This is a genomic window from Rhodoblastus sphagnicola, assembly GCF_002937075.1.
Taxonomy (GTDB): domain Bacteria; phylum Pseudomonadota; class Alphaproteobacteria; order Rhizobiales; family Beijerinckiaceae; genus Rhodoblastus; species Rhodoblastus sphagnicola.
This window is the reverse complement of record NZ_NHSJ01000131.1, coordinates 1-18,854: the sequence shown is the minus strand read 5'-3', so window position 1 is coordinate 18,854 and position 18,854 is coordinate 1. Positions and strand designations below refer to the sequence as shown.

Here is an 18,854-nt window from a genome sequence, read left to right as displayed (position 1 = left end):
TGCGATCGTTTCAGGCGGCCTTGGCGGTCTCGGCTGGGGTCTGCGGCTTCCAGTTCCACGGCGTCAGTTCATCCAGTCGGCGCGCAGGGTGGCCGGCGATGCGGGCGAGGACGTCGGCCAACCAAGCTTGCGGACCGACGCCATTCATCTTGCAGGTGACGATCAGGCGGTACATGGCCGCCGCGCGCTCGCCCCCCGCGATCTGAACCGCAGAACGGCCACGATTTTCTTCCCAGAGCGATCCCTCTCAGGCCGCGCTCGGCGGCGTTGTTCGAGAGGCAAACGCGCCCGCCCTCAAGAAACAGCGTGAAGGCCGGCCAACGCTTGAGAATGTAGTTGATCGCCTTGGCCAGATCATGCCCGCGCGAGAACCTGGCGCGTTGCTCGCGCAAATAGACCTGAAGGTGCTCGACCAGCGGCTGGCTCAGCTTTTGTCGAACCGCCAGGCGCTCCGCAGCGCTCTTGCCGTTGACGGCCCGCTCGATCTCGAACAGCGCATCAATGCGGCGCACGACCTCGATCGCGATCGGCGACAGCGGGATTTCCTTCTTGCCGGCGGCCTTGCGCCGGGTGTTCTCCTCGATGTCGGCCATGATGAAGAACGGGCGCCGCGCATGCACCCAGCACGCCGCCTCCTTGATCGGACCGGGCTTTCAGTCGGCCTGATAAAGCTTGCCGTAGCCTTCAAAGGCGTCCGCCATGGTCGACAAAGCGATTGGCGCGCCTTCCAACGCGCAGCGTTCGGCCTGACGGTTCAACGGCTGGCGCTGGCCGAATTTCTCGAACACGATCATCGCCAGCAGGCTCGGCGCCGCCCATCCACTGGGAATGGCGTGGAAGGGCGCGGGCGCTTGGCTGATCTTCTCGCAATCGCGGCACGTGAATTTCTCGCGCACCGTCTCGACCACCTTCCACGGGCGCGGTGGCGACTCCCGCGTCCGCGTCACCTCCTCGCCGAGCTTGCGCAGCCTTTTGCCGCCGCAGCATTCGAGGGTCGTCGGGGCTTCGATCACCACGCGTTCGCGCGTGAGATGGTCGGGAAACGTGTTGCGCTCGGGACGCTTGCGCGTAAATGCGCGCACGGTCGTGGTGTTGGCGACGGCCTTTTCCGCGGCCAGTTCGTCTTCCGTGGCGCTAGCCTCCGCCTCTTCGTACGCCAGCGCCAGCAGGTCGACCAGGCGCGCCGAGCGCTCCGACTTTTGTCCGTAAATCTGGCGCTCCAGCAGGTCGATCCGCAGCCGATTGCGTGAAGGGGCATGGCGATGGGTGTCGATGGTGGTGGAGGTCTTTTACGGCGACATTCATCCCGCGGGCCTCCAATGGGATGAAGAAAACGTTCAGGACGACAGCGAGGTGACGGGACGCGGCCACGGTGGGGAATTCCCGAGCGCCACTATGTGGCTGGCGCAATCCAACGCCCGACCTCTAGACTGGGATAGCCCAAGACGAATTGCGGAAATGCCGTACCCAACCCGCGGATAAGAGCATGATCAACCGTCGTCTTTAGGTCCATCCCGTCTCCTCGCTGTCGAACGATTGAACCTGCGCGAAGGCGCCTGCGCTGGCTGTTTGAACCGGGTGCTTGACCACGGTCATAAGAGTGGCCTGATTCCATCCACCCCGAGGCCACTCCAGTCTCTAAAAGGCGCCGTTCCGGCTGATCTGATTATACAGCCGCTGTTTTTCGTCGTTGGTCAGATCCTTCGTCTGCTCCTCGGTAAAATTGCCATTCCCGAGCACACGGAACATGCCGTTAGGATCGTAGCTTTGCCGGCCCGGCGGCTTTGGGCGACGATCGTCGTTGTTATTGTTGTCGCCGGGATTGCCATCGCCGCCGCCGTAGCCCATCACTTCGACGATGATGATCGAGGGCCTGTCACTGGTGTTGTTTTGCGCCGGCAGCGACGTCTGTTGCCCGGCGCCAGCGGCGTTGTTGGCCGCCGTCAGCGCGGCGACCGGCGGACCCTGCACCACCGGAATACCCGTGGACGCGCCGCCGACCTGGATGTTGAAGGCATTGAGCACCTGCAACGCCACGATGTTGAGATTGCCGGCGGCGCGAATGCCAGCGGCGCCCGCATCCACAGTGCCGTGCGGCGCCGACAGCACCACATTGCTCAGCTTCGGATCCTGTCCGGGAATCGAGAGCAGCGCGCCGACGCCGGCGCCCGTCACCAGACCCGACGGGCTCACCCGGCAATAACCATCGCCATCGCAGATCAATTGCAGCGGCGGATAGGCCGACGAACTCTTCGGCCCCTTGCCGGCGTTGAGGTCGGCATTGGCGGAGAACAATTCGACGTTGCCGCCCTGCTCAGTGAAGATCCGGCTCTGATAGACCTGCACGCTGCCGTCGGTGTAGGACCTGATCGAGCCGCCTTGCAGCGTCAGGATGCCCTGCTGGCTCGGCGATAGCTTGTCGGCGGCGTTGGCCCCGACAAAGGCGTTGCCGCCCGGGCCAAAAATGTTGATGTCGCCGCCGGTCTGCGTCTCGATCAGCGAGCGCGCCATCCGCAGGTCGCCGGTGTGGACCAGGACGGAGGCGCCGTTGTTGCCGCCGCTGTCGTTGTCGGTGTAGCCGAGCGAGGCAGGGAACAGCGTGGCGATGCTCTGATAGGCCCGCGCATATTGCTGATAATACGGGCTCGCGGCGTTGCTGTAGTCCCGGTTGACCTCCGTCAGGAAATCCAGGAAGGCGCGTTCGAGCAGCAGTTTTTGCCGCAGCGGCGGCAGGTTTTTGAACGTCGCCCAAGCGTCGGCCTCGCTGACGCCGAGGAGTTTGGCGATATCGGGGAGATAGTCGATGCCGCCGGTCTTGGCCCCCGCCGGATCGACATAGGCCGCGATCGCGGCCGCGACGTCGAGGCCGTAGCCGACGCCGAACAAGGCGGTGATGTCGGCGCCCGCGACCGGCAGATTGGACTTCACCACGGCGCTGCCGAGCGTGCTGCCGTCGCCGAGCGCCAGGATGCCGCTGCTCAGCTTGATAGAGCCGAGTTGGATGCCATTCGAACTGCTCCCGGTGAAAAACGGCCCGAGATCGCGGCCGGCCTCGACCAGCAGCGCGCCGGGACCGTAGACAGCGAAGATGCTCGATTGATCGTAGAGTGTGACGTTCGCGGCCGTGGTCTGCCGGGCGACAATGTCGTTGCCGGCGATCACGCTGGTGATGTCGCCGGAACTGTTGTTCTGGCCGACCAGGCTGGTGTTGACGATGTCGTGGCCGGCCTCGATCTTCGCCGCCTTCAACAATACGAAGGCGCCGCTGATGTCGCCGCCGGCATAGATCACGACCGGATCGGCATCGCCGGCGTGCAGCGGCTGCGTCAGCGTCGTCGGATAGGGTGTGCCGAGCAGCGACGGGAACAGCGAAAAGGCGCTGTCGAGGACATCTGGCCTTGTCGTGGCGTCGAGCATGACCAACGACTGATAGATTTGCCGCGATGGATAGAACGTGGAAATCGAACCGCCGGCCAGCAGCGCGAACGAGCCGTTGGCGGAGGGTGCGAGGAAGAAGCTGGAGGGCGCAAAAAACGCGTCAGAGCTCCTGAAAATCGCTCCGCCGTCAGCGCCGGTGGCGAGCGTCAGATCGCCGAGCAGGGCTTCGGCGCGAACGGTCGCGGGCAACACCGGCTCATAGGCGATGCCCGCGCTGTTACTGATGGCGCCGCTGGTCTTCAGGTTGAAGCCCGGGATCTGGCCGAGCGTATCGAGGCCGAGGTCGCCGGACACCGCCAGCAGGGACACGCCGCTATCTGCGCCATAGCTGGCGAAGACGGCGCCGAATCCCAGCGGAACAAGTCCCGGGTTGCCGTTGTTCGTCGCGATGGAGAGGTCTGTAAAAGCGCTGTTCAATCGCTGGACATTGCCAGCGGTGGCGAACGGCAGCGTCGCCGGATCGATGACGCCGCCGACGTTGATCGACCCTGTCGCCCGGACCGCGATCGTCCCGTCCTGCACGGCGAGCAGCAATGGCAGCGCGATGGGCGTCCCCGCCAGCTGCACCTTGCCGCCGCCATCGACACTGTAGGGCTGGAATTGCGTCGCCGCGCCGGTCACCGGGTTGGCGCGCGTGGCCGTGACGCTACCGCCGACCGAGATCGCGCCGGCGCCGCGGCCGACGTAGAAGGCGCTGCTGGTGAGATCGCCGCCGGCCTGCACCACCAGATTTCCGCCGCCGTAATAATGCGCCGTGGCGGCCGGACCATTGGCCGAGACGCCGCCGCTGACCTGAATTGTCTCCGGCAGCGACGCCGAGATATCGACGATGTCAGCCCCGGCCTTCAACCTGATGTTGCCGCCGCCGAGCGCGCCCAGCCCCTGGAAAAACGTGCCGTAATTGACCCAGGTGCTGTTCTGGTAAGCGGATTGGCCATAGGAACTGTAACTCGGGTCGAACGGCGTCGCGGTTCCGCTGCTGAGGCCGGCGCGGTAGTACCAGGCGGCCCAGAACTCCCCGGTGGTGACGTTCTTGGCGCCGGTCTGCGACCCGTCGGCGTCGATCGGGGTTTCGATGCCGACGATGTCGGCGCCGGCGGTGATCGTGACCGATCCGCCGCTTGTCGCCCAGACCGGGGTGGTGAACAGACCGGCGGCGCCGCTCTGACTCGCCGGAAGCGACGACGCCGTGGCCACCAACGGCGCGGTGAAGTCGGCGGCATTGGCGGCGACGGCGCCGGCGGTATAGACCGCGCCCGGCGACGTGGCGTCGAGCACCTCGAAACTGCCCGCCGCCGTGATGGTGATCGAGCCGGTTCCGGTGCGGATCACATGCGGGATATCAACCGTCCGGGCGGTGTCCTGCGGATTGTAGTAGGCGGTGTGGCCATCCAGCGTGACGCTGTCGCTCGGGTTGGCGCCGGTGGTGATGGTCCCGGCCGGCGCCACCACGACCGCGTGGGGATTGGCGGCGATCTCGCCGGCGCTGCCGAGGTTCGCGCCGGCGACGAAATCATAGGAGAACGAACCCTTGCCGCCGGCGAAGCCGACCGGCATCAAATCGGCCGAGGTCGCCGTGACATATTGCGGATTCAGCACGCCGTCGACGCCGGGATTGTTGGCGATGGCGTTCTGCATCATCGCCAGCGCCGCCGCGGTCTGCGCCGCGGTGGCCGGCGAGGACAATGAAGGCGGCGTGAAGCCGACTGGAGGGACGGCGATCGGGACCGGTGTCGTTGCGACATAGCCCGACTGAATCGCCGGCAGCGTCGAAGCATCGCCTCCAGAGTAAGTTATGCCGCCAACGACAACGGTGGAACCCGTGGGCGTGTAATAGGGGGCGAAAGGCGGGGCGTAAGCGACGCACAACAGGCAATTGTCATTGACGATCGTGTCCAATTTGCTCAGGAGCGTCGACTGCGACATCGACGTGAGATCGCCGAGCGAGGCGGCGCTGCCCTGGTTGATAACGTTGGTATCGACAAGGTACTCCGCATACTGCCAGATGTAGCCACTTCCTTTGGTCGCGTAGTTCCAGGCCGTTGTGCTGGTGGGGGCGGCTGGAGGAAGATGATTTGGCGCGGAAACACCCAGCGTCGCGGGAGGAACATATTCGTAGGAATCCCAGTTCGTCTCGTGGGCATAGACCTTAAACAGCCCGACGTAGCCGACGTAAGCCTGGTTATACTGATCGATGACATTGGCGTTTCCGGCCGAGAAAATCGCCGGCGCCTGAAGCGTGGCCGGCCCGATCAGGCTGGTATCGATATAGCCGCCGAAGACGTCAGAGATCGTATACATCCCACCGTCGTAGCTATAATTTCCATCGCCATCCAGTTGGCTGGAGTAGTAACTGAACTGGCTGTCAGCCAACTCGGTTTGATAGGCCGCGATGGCGACATTTGGGGTTCCGTAGCTGATTGATCCCGGCGTCGTCAGGCTTCCCGGAATGACCGTCGGCAGCGCAGTCGCCTTGTAGGGCGCGAAGAAGCCGTCGCTGATGGTGGCGTTGACCTGGACGTTGTTGACGGCGGCGAGATTGAGCTGGCCCGGTTCGCCCGGATCGATCGCGTTGGTGGTGCGATAGAACAGCGTGACCGCGCCGTTGCTGTCGGCCACGCCGGCGCCGAGGTTCCAGTTGCTGGCGACGGTGATATTGCCGCTGTTGATGCTGCGCGACGGGTTGACGAGATCGACGCCCGGCCGCAGATGCAGAGTGCTGCCTAAGCTGACGCCGCTGGTGCCGGCGAAATCGCCGGCGAGCGCCGTGGCGTCCAGCGCCGATTGGACGAAGTTGACGAGCGTGGTCTGATAGAACGCGATGTGATCGCCGTTCGGCGTCGTCGGCGTGAACAGCGAACCGGTCGCCAGCGGATTGCTCGGCGTCGGCGCGGTGACGGCATAGCCGTTCTGATCAACACCGGGCAAGGCGGCGCCGTCATTGGCGAACCAGCCGGCGGGATCGATGATGCCGTCGAAGTGCTTTCCGGCGGCGCTGCCGTCGGTGGCGCTCCACACCGCATAGGCGTCGAGGATGACGCCATTGCCGCTCGGCCCGCCCTGCCCCGCGGTGACCACCGTGCCCCTGAACGAGACATTGACATTGCCGCTGGTCAGGATCGGGGCGCGGATCAGGATGGCGCCGCCGGCATTGTTGATGTCAGTGCCGCCCGGCCCGCCGCTGACGTCGAGCACGGCGCCGGCCGCCACTGTGATCGCGCCGGACTGCGCGACCTGTTGGTAGCCATAGGTCGGATCAAGGCCGCCGGTCGGCGCGCCGGACGCGCCCAGCGTAATGACGCCGCCGGTCTGCGCCAAAGTGGATGCGGCATTGCCGTATGCTGGATCGTTGGGATTGTCGGCGCGATAGCGCGCCAGCAACCGCGCGCCCGCATTGATGGCGACGCCGCCACTGCCGCCATTGCCTGCGCCATACAGCGCGATGCTGCCGCCGGACGGACCGCTGGCGTCGATGGCGCCATCGACGATCACGCTGCCGCCATTGGCGGCCAGCACCACGGCGCCGGAGGTCAGGGTTTGACCGGCGCCGATGACAATGTCGCCGCTTTGTAACGCGACCTCGAAACCGCCGGTGAAGCCGCCGCCAAACGGCAGCGCGCCGACGAGACGCCCGGCGCTCAGGACGAAATTGCCGCCGAGATCGTCGTAAGCCGCGCCGCCGGAGAGCACGCCGTTCAGCGTCGCGGCGCCCGTCTTCGCGGTCTGGATCGCGAGCGTGCCGGCATATCCGCTGCCGGTCGCCGCAACATCGACGGCGGCGCCGGCGTCAATCGTCACGTTGCCGTTGCTCGCGATCAGTTTGACGATGCCGCCCGGGGCGTCTTCGGTCGCGTCGAACAGCACGATGTGCGAGCCGCCGGCATTGATCCTGGCGCCCGAGGTCAGTTCGATCTCGCCCGAGGTGGCGGTGAGCGTCAACTTGCCGGCCAGCGCGGTGACCGTGCCGCTGTCGATGATGCGACCGCCGGTCAAAGCGAGGCCGCCGCCGATCTCCTTCGCGGAGACCGCCTACGCTCCTCTCGCGCCTGGCAGGATGCTGAGCAACCCTGTGGTGGCGAGCGACTGGCTGCCGCCGGCCGCCGCGACTACATTGGGCGTCGCCAGCGTGACCGCCGCCGTCCCCGCATCGAGGCTGCCGCTGCCGGCGAAGATGATCTTTTCACCGGCCGTCAAGACCACGCCGGCAAAGCCGTCGAGCAGCTTAGTCCCCGCCCCCAGCGTGATCGTGCTGCTGGCATTGACGGCCAGGCCGCCGCCGGCGCCGAGCGACGCGCCCGCCGCACTGCCTCGGCTATTGCTCAGCATGATCGCCGTGGCCGAGATGCCGACCGCAGCGCCGTCGCCGTAGAGGCCGCCGGCGTCCAGCGACAACAGCCCGATCGGCGCCGCCGCATTGCCGAGTTGCGCCGGCCCGAAGAAATCGATGCCGGCGGCGCTGTGCAGGCTGACGGTGTCGGCCCCGGCGAAGGCGGCGATCAGCGCAGGCGAAATCGTCAGGCCGGCGGCGCCGGCAGGAGCCGAACCGAGATTGATGATGTTGCCGGACAGATCGAAATTCCGCGCCTGCAGCAAGGTATTCGCCGCCATCGCGCTCGAACCGCTGGTCGCAAGCGCGAAAGAGGTGGCGTCGATGACGACCGCCGCGCCGGACGCGGCATCGACGACGGCGGTCCCCGGCGCGGCGCCGATCGCGACCGCAACCCCGTCCGCTGTATTGCCGGTCTGGGTGATGACGACCGGGATGCCGTTCGACACCCGCATCAGCGATCCCGAGCCGAACCTGAGCGCAAGCTCGGTCCCGGTCGGGACTGTACCCGATGCGCGGACGACGCTGCCGGAATCGATGGTCAATCCATTGCCGCCGCTATTCGGCTTGCTGACCAACAGCAAGTCGGGCGCCGACAGCGGATGGTCGGCATCGGTCTCGATCTCCAGATTGCCCGCCGAAGCCACGATCGTCCGGCCCTTGGCGCCGAGCGTGCTGGCGCCGCCGAGCAGCAGCGTGGTGGCGCCGAGATGGCTGAGCTGGTCGGCGTCGAGAACGATATAGCCGGCGGCGGCATCGGCGGTCGGCGGGGCGAGGTCAGACGCCAGCACCAGCAAATTGCTGCCGCCGATATCGGCCTCGCCGCCGCGCCCGCCCGAGGCCGGCGCGAAATTGAAGCTGCCGGCCAGCGTCAGCGCCGTAGTGGCGTTGACCTGCAGCACGCCGCCATCGATCGGCAGATACGGCGTGACGGCGCCGGTCTTGGCCGCGAGCACGGCGAAGTAGCTGTTGGCGTGGGCGATGTCGATTTCGGAATATTTGTTCCACACCGCGTTCGACTGGATCTGCAACAGCGCGGTCTGCGACGACCGCGCGCCGGTGACGGCGTTGCCGAGCGTGCCGGTCATCAGGATCGAGCCGTCCGCCATCATTGTGCTGAACGACCGGCTGTTGCCGGTGTCGGTCTTGGTCACCACCACCCGATAGGCCCCGGGCAAGGTGGCGTAGCTCGCCGGCAGCAGCGTATAGGCGCCCGCCGCAATGCCGTTGCCACCGGGCAGGGTCACCGAGGCGCCCACCGTAAGGCTCTGATCGTAATAGGGATCGCTCGCCGCCACGGCGGCCGCATAGGACGGCGCCAGCGCATAGACCGTCTGGCCCTTGTCTGCGCTGCTCTGCAGCAGCACGTTGCGGCTGCCGCCGGTGCCGGCGACGAATTCGGTGGCGTAGATGTCGCCGCCGCCGCTGACATCGACCACCGCGCCGGATCGGCTGTCGACCACCGCGGCTTTGAGAACGATCGATTTCGACGGCGGCGCGGTCACAGTCGGGAAATTCACGGTACCGTTGTTGCTGGTGACGTAATCGGCAACGCCCCTGTCGATCGCCGACCAGTCGATGCCGTTGACGGTGGCGCCGAACGGGATTTCGAGTCCCGCTGCTGAAACCGAGGTCAGGCTTCCCGCCGCCAGCGTCACCGCATTGGTCGCCACCAGATGCGGTGCGCTGACCGGAGCGTCGGTCCACAGTGTCGGCAGGACTCCGGCCGTGAAGCCGAGCTGGATGGCGCCGAGCGGCGCCATCAGCGCACCGGCCTGAACGATGGACGGCGCATCGACGAGGATCGCGCCATTGACCGACAGCGGCGTCCCCGGCGTCTGGCCGTTGGAGGCGATGGTGATGGTGTTCACCGCGCCGCTGCCGGCGCCGAGGCCGCGCGACATCAGCACGAAAGCCGAATCCGTCGCCGGATAGACCTCACGTCCGGTCAACGTCAGATTATTCGGAACCTGCAGCAGACCAGGCGTCTGGATCGTGCTCTGCGAGGTGAGAAGGCTGAGATTGTCGAGGACGTTTTTGAAGTAGGGCGAAGGGGTGTTGGTGTTGATATTGGTCCAGTAGAAATTGCCGAGCGAGAATTGCGGATCGGTTTCGGCCAGAAGGCGGATGTCGCCGCCGCTCGTGAGATGGACGTCGGCGGCGTTGGAAATAGTTATGTAGCCGGCGAGATCGATCTGCGCCGCAGCGTGCAGGTTCAGCGTGCCGTCGGACAATGTCGGCGTCTTCGACGTATTGCTGACCAACAGCAGCGAGCCGGCGTCGATGTTCACCGTGGTCGCGCCGATCGAGGCCGCGGAATAGTTCGGATTGGCGCCGCCGGTCGGCAGCAGAGCGAGATTGCCGGCCAGCGTCAGCGCGCCGGGCAGAGCGATATCGACATTGCCGCTGAAGGCGATGGTCGTCGCCATCAGCGTGGCGGAGGCAAAGCCGCTGTGGTTCAGCAGGTCGGCGTTGATATGCGCGCTGTTCGCCGTGATGGCCGAATTTGTCAGCAGCGCGGTGATTTCACTCAGGGTGACCGGATAGTTTCCGTTGGAGGCCAACGCGGCGGTGGAAAGCGCCGTCGTCGAGGCGTCGCTCTGCGAAATGATCAGCGAGGCATAGGACGCCCCGCCGTCGAAATACCCGCCGATCGTCAGCGCGCCGCCGGAGGCGAGCGGCGCTCCGCCGGATGCGCGGACCGTGCCGTCAAAATAGAGGTTCTGGGACGAGGCCCCCGAACCGAGATAATAGTCGGTGGTCTGATTTCTGGTCAGCGACAGCGAGCCGCCATTGCTCCACACCTGACGGGCCACAAAACCGGATCGGAACATCCCTTTCGTGACGCCCGGCTCCTCGACGCTGGCGCTGATGCCGGAGATGTCGAACAGCGATCCCGGCATCGCCACGATCGGCCCGCCGCTGATCGCGATCGAGCCGCCGTCGAGCGCGGCGCCGGTGAGGTAGGTGGTGACCAGCGGATTGGCGACGAAGCTGCCGCTGACATCGAGCACCGCCTGCGAGCCGATCCAGATGTCGAGCGGCGCCTCGGTCTGGCCGGGGCTCAGATGGCTGCCAAGCTTAATGAAGCTCGGATAGATTCCGGCGCCGTTGTTGGTCAGCGTAATGCTGCCGCCATGGGCGGTGATGCTGCCGAGCATGGTGAGAGGGCCGCCGGCGGTGAGCGTGATCGCAGCCTTCGCTTCGCCGACGATCGCCGCACCGGAATCCACCAGAATGCCGGCATTGACGGCGAGGTCGGTGGGATTGGCGGCGGCGCCGGAGACAAAATGATTGATGTCGGCATAGGCGAAAGGCTGCTGGGTCAGGCTTAGATTGACCGGTTGGCGCAGGCCGTCCGTCGCCACGCCGAAAGCCGCGACATCGCGCAGCCGCGCGCCGGTGGCCGGCCGCACGGAACCCGACAGCAGATAATTCTTCTGCTGCAGCAGCACACTCGCGCCGGCCGTGACGGTGACGCCGCCCCAGGTCGAGGTCAGCGCATAGCTGGAAAAGCCGTTGGCGGCGAAGAACGAGGCCGGAAGGTCGATCTCCCCGGCCCGGGCGCTCGATGAGGCATAGGAGGTGACTGTGGAAACGCCGCCGATCTGGATGGTCGGCGCCTGCAGGGCGAATGCGCCGCCGGTAGCGAGGCCGCCGCTGTAGATGGCGCCGTCCATGAACACATTGGCCTGGTTCGGACGGTTCGCCCCATCCTGCGAATAGGGCGCCGAATTGCCCATGTCAGCGTAGGGATTGTCCCACCCTTTGTTGGCGTAGCTTGGATTCTGGGCATAGGTCAGCAAAGCGAGATTTCCGCCCGCTCCTGCCGGCAGGCCGCTGGCGGCGGTCTTGAGCTTGCCGGTGACGCCGACATAGCCGCCGCTCGTCAGGTCGATGACGCTGCCGGCCGCCAGCACGATGCTCTGCGTCGCATCGACGGTGATGTTGGGGGTCCCATCATAATAAAAAACCCCGCTTTCATTGGCGCCTTCGGCATAGGTCTGGATCGTCACCGATCCACCGTCGATATGCGCCGCGCCCAGGATCGCGTCGCCGCGGGCGCCGGTGTCGTTGACCCACAGGCCGGAGACGTCGATCAGCGCATCGGCGCCGATCGTCACGGCGTTGACGGGAGGAACGTAGTTGCTGGTGTAGCCGGTGATGGTGATCTTGCCGCCATGGGCAATCAAGCTGCCGTCGATGGTGGTGGCGTTGGAAAGCTTGATGTTGCCGCCATCGGCGACCTTCAGCACCGCGCCCTTCTCCATCGACAGCGCGCTGCTGCTGCCGATCGTGATCGAGCCGAAGCCGCCGGCCGACAGCATGTCGGTCGAATAGGCGATGACCGGCGTCGTCGTCACAACGGGGATCGGCGGCGACCTCGTCCAGGTCGAGGTATCGAAGGTCGTCATGTAGCTGGTGACGAGATCGACCGTCGGCAGCGTCAGCGTCGATCCGAAGGCAAAATCCGCGCCGAGCACATCCTCGGTGATCTTGCGCAGAATGATCGAGGCGCCGCCGCCGCCGTTGGCGCCGACCGAGGTGATCGACAGCGCGCCGCCCACCGGCAGCTGATCCGGGGTGAGCTGAGCGCCGCCGGCGCCGGTATCACTGAGGGCGAGTTGCGCCTGGTAGGGCGAGGTCCACGCCGACGCCAGCGTCGCGCCTTCCAGTATCGGGGTCCCTGCCGTCACCGACAGGCTGCCGGCGCTGATGCCGTCGAGATAGCCGGGTTTGTAGTAACCCGTGGCCAAAAGACCGTTGTCGTAGGTTTCGGTGACGCCCCAATGCGGATGATTGACGACGAAGCCGCCGGCAATCTGATTGGTGATAAACGGATCGGCGCTGCTGATGTCGTAACGGCGGCCATCGGCGCCGATCACCTGCGTGGTATGAATCTCGCCGCCGGCGACCGCGAGTATGCCTCCGGAGACATTCACCACCGAACCGGACGCCTGAAGCACGTCCTTGAACGGCGCGAAGCCGCCGCTGGCGCCGGCGAAGGTCAATGCCCCGCCCTTGGTAAGCAATTGATCGATGGTCTTCGGAACGTTGGCCAAATAGCCGGCGCCACTCGAGGCGAACAGCGGCGAGCCGACCCAGGTCTCGCCATCGGCGCGCGTGCCGCTGCGGCTGAGATCGATGGTCACGGTCTTGCCGATCAGGCTCCGCGCCAGCGGCGTATCGGCGACATCGTTGGCGGTGACCTTGAAGGTGTAGAGCGTGTCGGTGACCGAGGCGGTGGCGTTCATGCCGGCCAGATCGATGGCGCTGCCGGCTTCGAGGACAACTCGGCCGACCGGCGATGTCGGGCCGCCCTGCGCCAGTTCGCCGCCTGTCATCACCGTCATCGCGGCGCCGGGCGCCAGCACCAGCGCCCCCGGTCCGTCCTGAGTGGCGCCCTGCATGTCCATGTTGGCGGCGGTGATGGTGATTTTCGGCGCAACGAAATTGGCGAGCGACGCGGCGTCCGACGGGATGGTCTCGCCGTTTTCATCGGCGTCGATCAGGCTGACGCTGTCGCTGCCGAGCGTCAGCCGTTGGTTGGCGTTGATCACAATCGATCCGGCGCGGGTGATGCTGGTGCTCGCCCGGGCGACGCCGAACTGGTTGACCCAATCGCCGGCCAGCGTGATGTTGCCGCGCGGCGATGACAGCAGGCCGTTGACCTCATTGGAGACCAAGCCGCCGCCGGAAATAGCGGCGGGAGTGTATCCAAGACCATTATTGTTGACGCTGGGGAAGTAGCCGCTCGCCGGCACGATCGTGACCGTGATGGCGGTGTTGCTGCTCGATGGCTGGGTCAGTCCGATCGTGGAACTCGCCGCCAGGATGATCTGGCCGGCCGAGGTGGTGATGCTGCCGGCGTTACTCACCTTCGGTCCAAGCAGGGCGACATAGCCGCCATTGTCGAAACCGCTGACGTCGGTCGCGATCACGGCGCCCGGCTGAACCACGATGCCCTGGTTGGCCTGCCCGGAGGGAAGATTGCCGGCCGAAACGATCAGGCTGGTGGGCCCGCCTACGGCGCCTGAGGCATTGGCGTAGAGGCCGCTCGCCAGAAATTGGGTGTTGCCGTTATTCTCGTTCACCGGCGCGAAAAAGGTCGCACCGTTCACCGTGAACGAGCGATAGCCGCCATTGGCGTCGAATACGCCGACGTTGGTCACGCCATAACCGCTGTAACTGTTGAGGTCCAGCGACGAGGCGATCAGCGTGTGGACGTTGATCTGCGAACTGCCTGTGAAGATGATGCCGTTGGGATTGATCAGCAGCACCGTCCCCTCGGCCTTGATCTGGCCGAGGATCTCACTCGGCGAGCCGGTGGCGTCGATCCGGTTCAGCGCCACCCAGGAATTTCCATTGGCCGAGTTTCCGCCGGTCTGGTCGAAATGCAGCGTGGTATTCTTTCCGACATTGAACTGCCGCCAGGTCATGATGGCGCGCTGCGCGGTCTGCTGCGCCGTGACGGTGATGCGGCCGTTGCTCGACGATTGCGTCGGCAGGTTGGCGTTGACCCAAAGATTGGCGACGCCGGCTGCGACACGTGGATCGACGATCAGGCCGCCCGGCGACAGCCCGTCGGTGACGGTGGTCGGCGCCGCGCTCGCCGCCGCGCGCGCCGCGCTCTTTGCCGCCTGCACCGCCTGGAGCGCCTGCGTCGCCCGCAGCATCGAGGCTTGGCTTTGCTTCGCAGCAGTCGCCGCCTGCTGTGCCGACGCGGCCGCGGCATCGGTCGCCGCCGTGGTCGCCGAATACACAGCCGAGTAGCCGAGCGAGCGGGCGTGAGCTGGGCTCAGCGCCACCGCCAGCGTCAGCATGCTGGCGCCGGTGAGCCAAGTCGCATGATTGAAAAGCCGAAGCGAGCGAGGCAGATGCGACGCGGCATTGTTGACGGGCACGGGAGCAACTCCTTCGGGCAGACAAGCATCGCCGGCGTGGCCGGCAATGGCCTACCGTCGGGACCAGAGGGGTCTTACCGTTAAGACGGAATCCCGGATCCGATCGCGCACGGCTCCCCGCAAGATTTTGGCGGCGCGCCAACATTTGCGCGGCTAACTCTCAGCTCAGCAGGACGATTCCGCCTGCCAGAACGTGGCTTTTTGCGCCGAAAGCCAGCTCCAGCCGCGCCAAAATTTCGTCCATCTGATCGATCCGGAAGCGACCGTTGACCAACTTCCGCCCCAGCGCGGCGTTGAGGAGGACGATCCTGCCCGGCCGATAGCGGTTGATCTCCACGACGACTTCGGCGAGCGGCGTCGCGCGAAACACGACAATGCCGCGTTGCCAGGCCGAGGCGCTCTCCTGGTCAACCGTGGCGATACGTCCTAATCCGGTCGCGTCATATCGGATCTGCTGGCCCGGACCAAGCGCCGTCGCCCCTGCCTTGTGTTCGATCCTTACATCGCCGCCAAAGCACGTCACGCACACCCAACTCTCCGAGGCCCGGATATTGCGGATGCTGAAGCGGCCATCGCTGGTCACTGTTCTGCCGTCTCCCGCGCGCACGACAAGGGAGCGCCGCGCTTCCGGCGCGGTGGCGAACGATGCCTCCCCCGCAATGAGTTCGAGTCGGGCGCGTTCGCCGTCCGGCGGTTGGACGGCGATGCTGGTCTGCGTGTTAAGCTGGACTGAGACGTCGTCGGCGACCGTCACGCTCAGTTGCCTGCCGGTGGCGGTCCGGTAGTCGGCCTTAAATTCGGACAGCGATGGCCAGAGGCCGAGCGGCGGATCGATCACCGCATAGGACGCGGCCGCGGCCGTGGCAAGCCCGCCGCCCAGAACCGCACGACGGCTCATCGTCCTCCTGCGCCAATAAGCGAGCCCGTTGGCCCGCTCGCTGTCGCGCCGTCGCAAGCTCAGTCCCGCCGGGCCCACATCGCTCCAGGCCCGGCTGGCGTCGGCCAACGCCGCGCTGTGGGCCGCGCTCTGATCCCGCCAACGCTTCAACGCCTCCGCATCGTCTATCGTCGCCTGCCCCGAGGTCAGTCGCTGAAACCAAGCGACGGCTTCGCGGTGCAAGGCGTCGAGTTCGGGAACCGTCTTGTTGATGTCGCTCATACTCGCCTCGCGCCGGCCGGAGCCGTCGCCGCACAGCGATTGGTCGCTGGGGGCCTCGCTTCTATGACGTTTCTCGCGGGTCTGACGCGCATGGTCAGTCTTTCATTTCTTTGCGGCGCGCGACGCAGTATTCGTGGGCGAGCCGCAACTCCTTGGAGACGAGTCGCAAGGAAATACCGAGGCGATCGGCTATTTCCTGGCGCGGCAGGTTATCGACACGAGCCGCCAGCAGGATGGCGCGCCGCAACGGCGGAAGCTCCGCCAGCACGGCCTCGAATGCATGCAGCTCGGAGCGTGCTTCCGCGACCTGCGCCGGGTGAGGCGTGTCGTCAGCGAGATCGAGCAGGCTCTCAATCTCCATGGCTGTCAGATGACGCTTTTCGGCCCGCCGATTGTCGCGCGCGACATTGAGGATGACACGAAAGAGATAGCTGGACGGACTCTGTACGATCCCGACCGTTTCCGTGCGCGCCAACTTAATCCAGGTGTCCTGAAGCGCATCACCGGCAAGATCGGCCGATCCTAGGCGCTGCGTCAGCTTAGCCTTGAGATTGTCATAGCGATCGAGAAAGAGCCGCCGAAGTTTGACGAGGTTTGCATCAGTCATGGTCGGGCTCTCGCCGCCGGCTGACTGGCGGCATCCAGCCCGCATCCCATGGTCACACCCTGCTGCTGCGGCACAATCATGATCAGGACGGGTTGCGTGAAGCCGGACGGCGGCGGCTCGCCGGGCCTCACGTCTCGCAGCGTCGCGTCTATTCTGCGGTCGATATCGGACACGCCCGTCGAGCCAAGTCGCTGAGAGCGCTGGAGATCACCGCTCGCACCGATCCACAACACGGCCACGACCCGGTAGCGTCCCGGCTGCGCACCGCTCCGACAGAAGGCGTCTCTCAGGGCGAATTGAATCCGCGCGTAGTATCGTTGTCGAACCGCTTGCGGCGCGGCGTCAACGACCGGCTGGCGTTCAACCTCCGCAGTCGGCAATAGGACGAAGGTATCGTCGGCCAGGAAGCGCGCCGACAACCCTGTTTCCGCAAGCAGCGCGCGAAGCGCCAGCTCTGGCGTCAACATGCCGGAGACGCTGGCGGATTTGCGGCCCGCGGCGAGCACCGCATCATAGAAGACCTCACGCCCCGTCGCATCGCCATAGCGGTCCAGCGCCGAAGCCAGCGGCTGGGATGGAATATCGAAACTGATGAGCGTCCCGCGGGGCGAAGCCGCAGCGCCAATCGTTGCCGCTTGGATGGACCCGGAGGTGGAGAAGGCGATCATTGCCGCGAATGCCAACGCAATTACGGAAATCCCCGCTTGTTCGAAACGAAAGCGGAACACGATTTCAGATCCCGGCTCGAATTAAGCTCACCCACAGTTCCTTGAAGGGCCACCTGCGTCCACGCTGCGTTTCAGCCGCGGCGGCGAGCATCCGAAACGCCTGACGCTCCGCCTGTTGGCCCGGAAAGCGCAACGGTGACGCATCGTTTCTTTCAAAGCTCCGGCTCCCGGCGAAAACTAGTCAACCTATATTACGGTTTGACGACATCTCCGGGGACAAATGCCGCGGCATGTCGCCTGCGCAAAATCCCGAGAGTCTGACTCATAATGATCGTCATGTTTCAAGCTCGCACGAGGCGGCTTGAGAACAGCCGGATGTTGGCGAAGATGAGCCAGCCCTCGGCGGCGGCGATGCCGCTTTCGAAGTCTTTGGACAGATGGCGGTCGCGTCCTAGAGTATCCGTTTCAAAAAGAGGCCGCTCGCGGGTGCGAGTAACAAAAGTTCGTCATGCGCGAGTGGCTTTGGGTTAGCAACCTTGCAACCCCATACTTCCCGCCTGCGGGTTTTTGCGGCAATTGACAGCCAGATCGAAACTGCGCTGGACGCGCTTCTTACGGAGTCCCCCAGGTCAAGGCGAAGCGTGGCTGCGCTTCCGCCTGATCGTCATGACCTCGCTGGCCTTCATCCTCGGCGTGGCGCCGCTGATGATCGCCACGAGAGCCAGCGCCAAAAGTCAACAGGCGCTGGGCGCGGGCGTGTTCGGCGGCATGGTCTCGGCGACGCTGCTGACCGTGGTGTTCGTACCGGTGTTCTTCGTCGCGGTGATGGCGTTTTTTATCGGCCGCCAGGAGCGTCGGAAGGCCGCGCCGGCGGCGGCGCAAGCGGACCCGGCTGAGTCGCCGTAACGGGACGACCAGGGCGCGACGTGGAACAGGAAACGCCCCTGCGTCTCCTCGCCCTCGTCGCTTTCTCGCCCTCGTCGCTCCTGGCCCTCCAGCGCGCGGTAGGTCCCCAGGCGCCAAAGCCTGAACCAGATCAGGGCGCGCCGAGGGGCGGCCCTGTCGATGCTCAGGTTGATATTGAAGGCTTTGTTCAGCGCCTGCCAATGCGCAATTGCCCACGCCCCAATCCAGCGATTCTGACTTCTCCGGCGCGGCATGCCTGGACGGGCGGCATCGGCGTCAGTGCGTGACGATATTGAGGATGGTTTTGAACGGACCTTCGCCCGCCAGGCGCGCGGTATCCACAGCGGTGCGCACGCCGGCTTCGAAGTCGGCGGCCCATCTGGCGCGGTCGCCGTTGGCGACCTTGCGCTGAGGGACGCTTGGGCGCAAGCTGCTTTCGCTGACGTTGTTGGTGGGTTTGACCTCGCCGGGAAAGTCGCAGAACGTCAGCAGTTGATCGCGAGCGCGACCGCCCCTCGCCAGCAAGTCTCGGGTCAGCTGACAGTCGGTCGGTGTAGCGAGGACAAGATCGAGATCGCGCTCCAGCGCGCGTCGTCTGGCGCGCAGCATCACGCACCATTGCGACATCGTTGAGACCGGCAACGAAAGCTGGCGGCTGAAAAACCAAGCCTGACCCAAAGACACATCACTCACGCCACCGCGCCGCTCCGGCTGCGCAGGGCTGTTCAGTTCTCTAGACTTTGAGGGAGCTTTAGGATTCCCGCGGGCGAAAATGTGTGAATCTATCAACGACAACCCGAATCGGAGGTTGTCGGATGGCGGTGTCGCTGCTTGAGATTTTGCG

General features: G+C 65.4%; 5 protein-coding genes and 3 pseudogenes. 1 reads left to right on the top strand and 7 read right to left on the bottom strand.

Annotation, left to right across the window (positions count from 1 at the left end):
* Window positions 1-10 precede the first annotated feature (10 nt).
* The 6 genes and pseudogenes from tnpC to CCR94_RS21625 all read right to left on the bottom strand — a co-directional run.
* Window positions 11-1,238: pseudogene (gene tnpC, locus CCR94_RS21655) on the bottom strand (IS66 family transposase); the annotation flags it as partial.
* Between the two features lie 400 nt (window positions 1,239-1,638).
* Window positions 1,639-7,431, bottom strand: a complete 5,793-nt coding sequence (locus CCR94_RS21645) for a filamentous haemagglutinin family protein (RefSeq protein WP_104510244.1) — start codon at window positions 7,429-7,431, stop codon at window positions 1,639-1,641.
* Between the two features lie 36 nt (window positions 7,432-7,467).
* Window positions 7,468-14,670: a filamentous hemagglutinin N-terminal domain-containing protein gene (locus tag CCR94_RS21640; protein ID WP_104510241.1), complete on the bottom strand. Its 7,203-nt coding sequence runs from the start codon at window positions 14,668-14,670 to the stop codon at window positions 7,468-7,470.
* Between the two features lie 160 nt (window positions 14,671-14,830).
* Entirely contained in the window at window positions 14,831-15,829 is a 999-nt protein-coding gene (locus tag CCR94_RS21635; RefSeq protein ID WP_104510239.1) for a FecR family protein, read from the bottom strand.
* Window positions 15,830-15,923: 94 nt separating this feature from the next.
* The gene (locus CCR94_RS21630) at window positions 15,924-16,436 is read right to left on the bottom strand and encodes an RNA polymerase sigma factor (RefSeq protein ID WP_104510237.1); all 513 of its coding nucleotides are present in this window, start codon (window positions 16,434-16,436) and stop codon (window positions 15,924-15,926) included.
* Entirely contained in the window at window positions 16,433-17,164 is a 732-nt protein-coding gene (locus CCR94_RS21625) for a secretin and TonB N-terminal domain-containing protein (RefSeq protein ID WP_104510234.1), read from the bottom strand. Before CCR94_RS21625 ends, CCR94_RS21630 begins: the two co-directional genes overlap by 4 nt.
* A gap of 579 nt (window positions 17,165-17,743) precedes the next feature.
* Between CCR94_RS21625 and CCR94_RS21620 the strand changes: the two are divergent.
* Window positions 17,744-18,010: pseudogene (locus tag CCR94_RS21620) on the top strand (efflux RND transporter permease subunit); the annotation flags it as partial.
* A 276-nt stretch (window positions 18,011-18,286) separates the two neighbouring features.
* Here the strand turns inward: CCR94_RS21620 and CCR94_RS25750 are convergent.
* A pseudogene (locus tag CCR94_RS25750) lies at window positions 18,287-18,854 on the bottom strand (hypothetical protein); the annotation flags it as partial.

Excerpts from the sequence above, each read along its gene's own strand:
- CCR94_RS21635 (WP_104510239.1), bottom strand. The coding sequence starts at position 15,829 with ATGAGCGACATCAACAAGACGGTTCCCGAACTCGACGCCTTGCACCGC.
- CCR94_RS21630 (WP_104510237.1), bottom strand. The coding sequence starts at position 16,436 with ATGACTGATGCAAACCTCGTCAAACTTCGGCGGCTCTTTCTCGATCGC.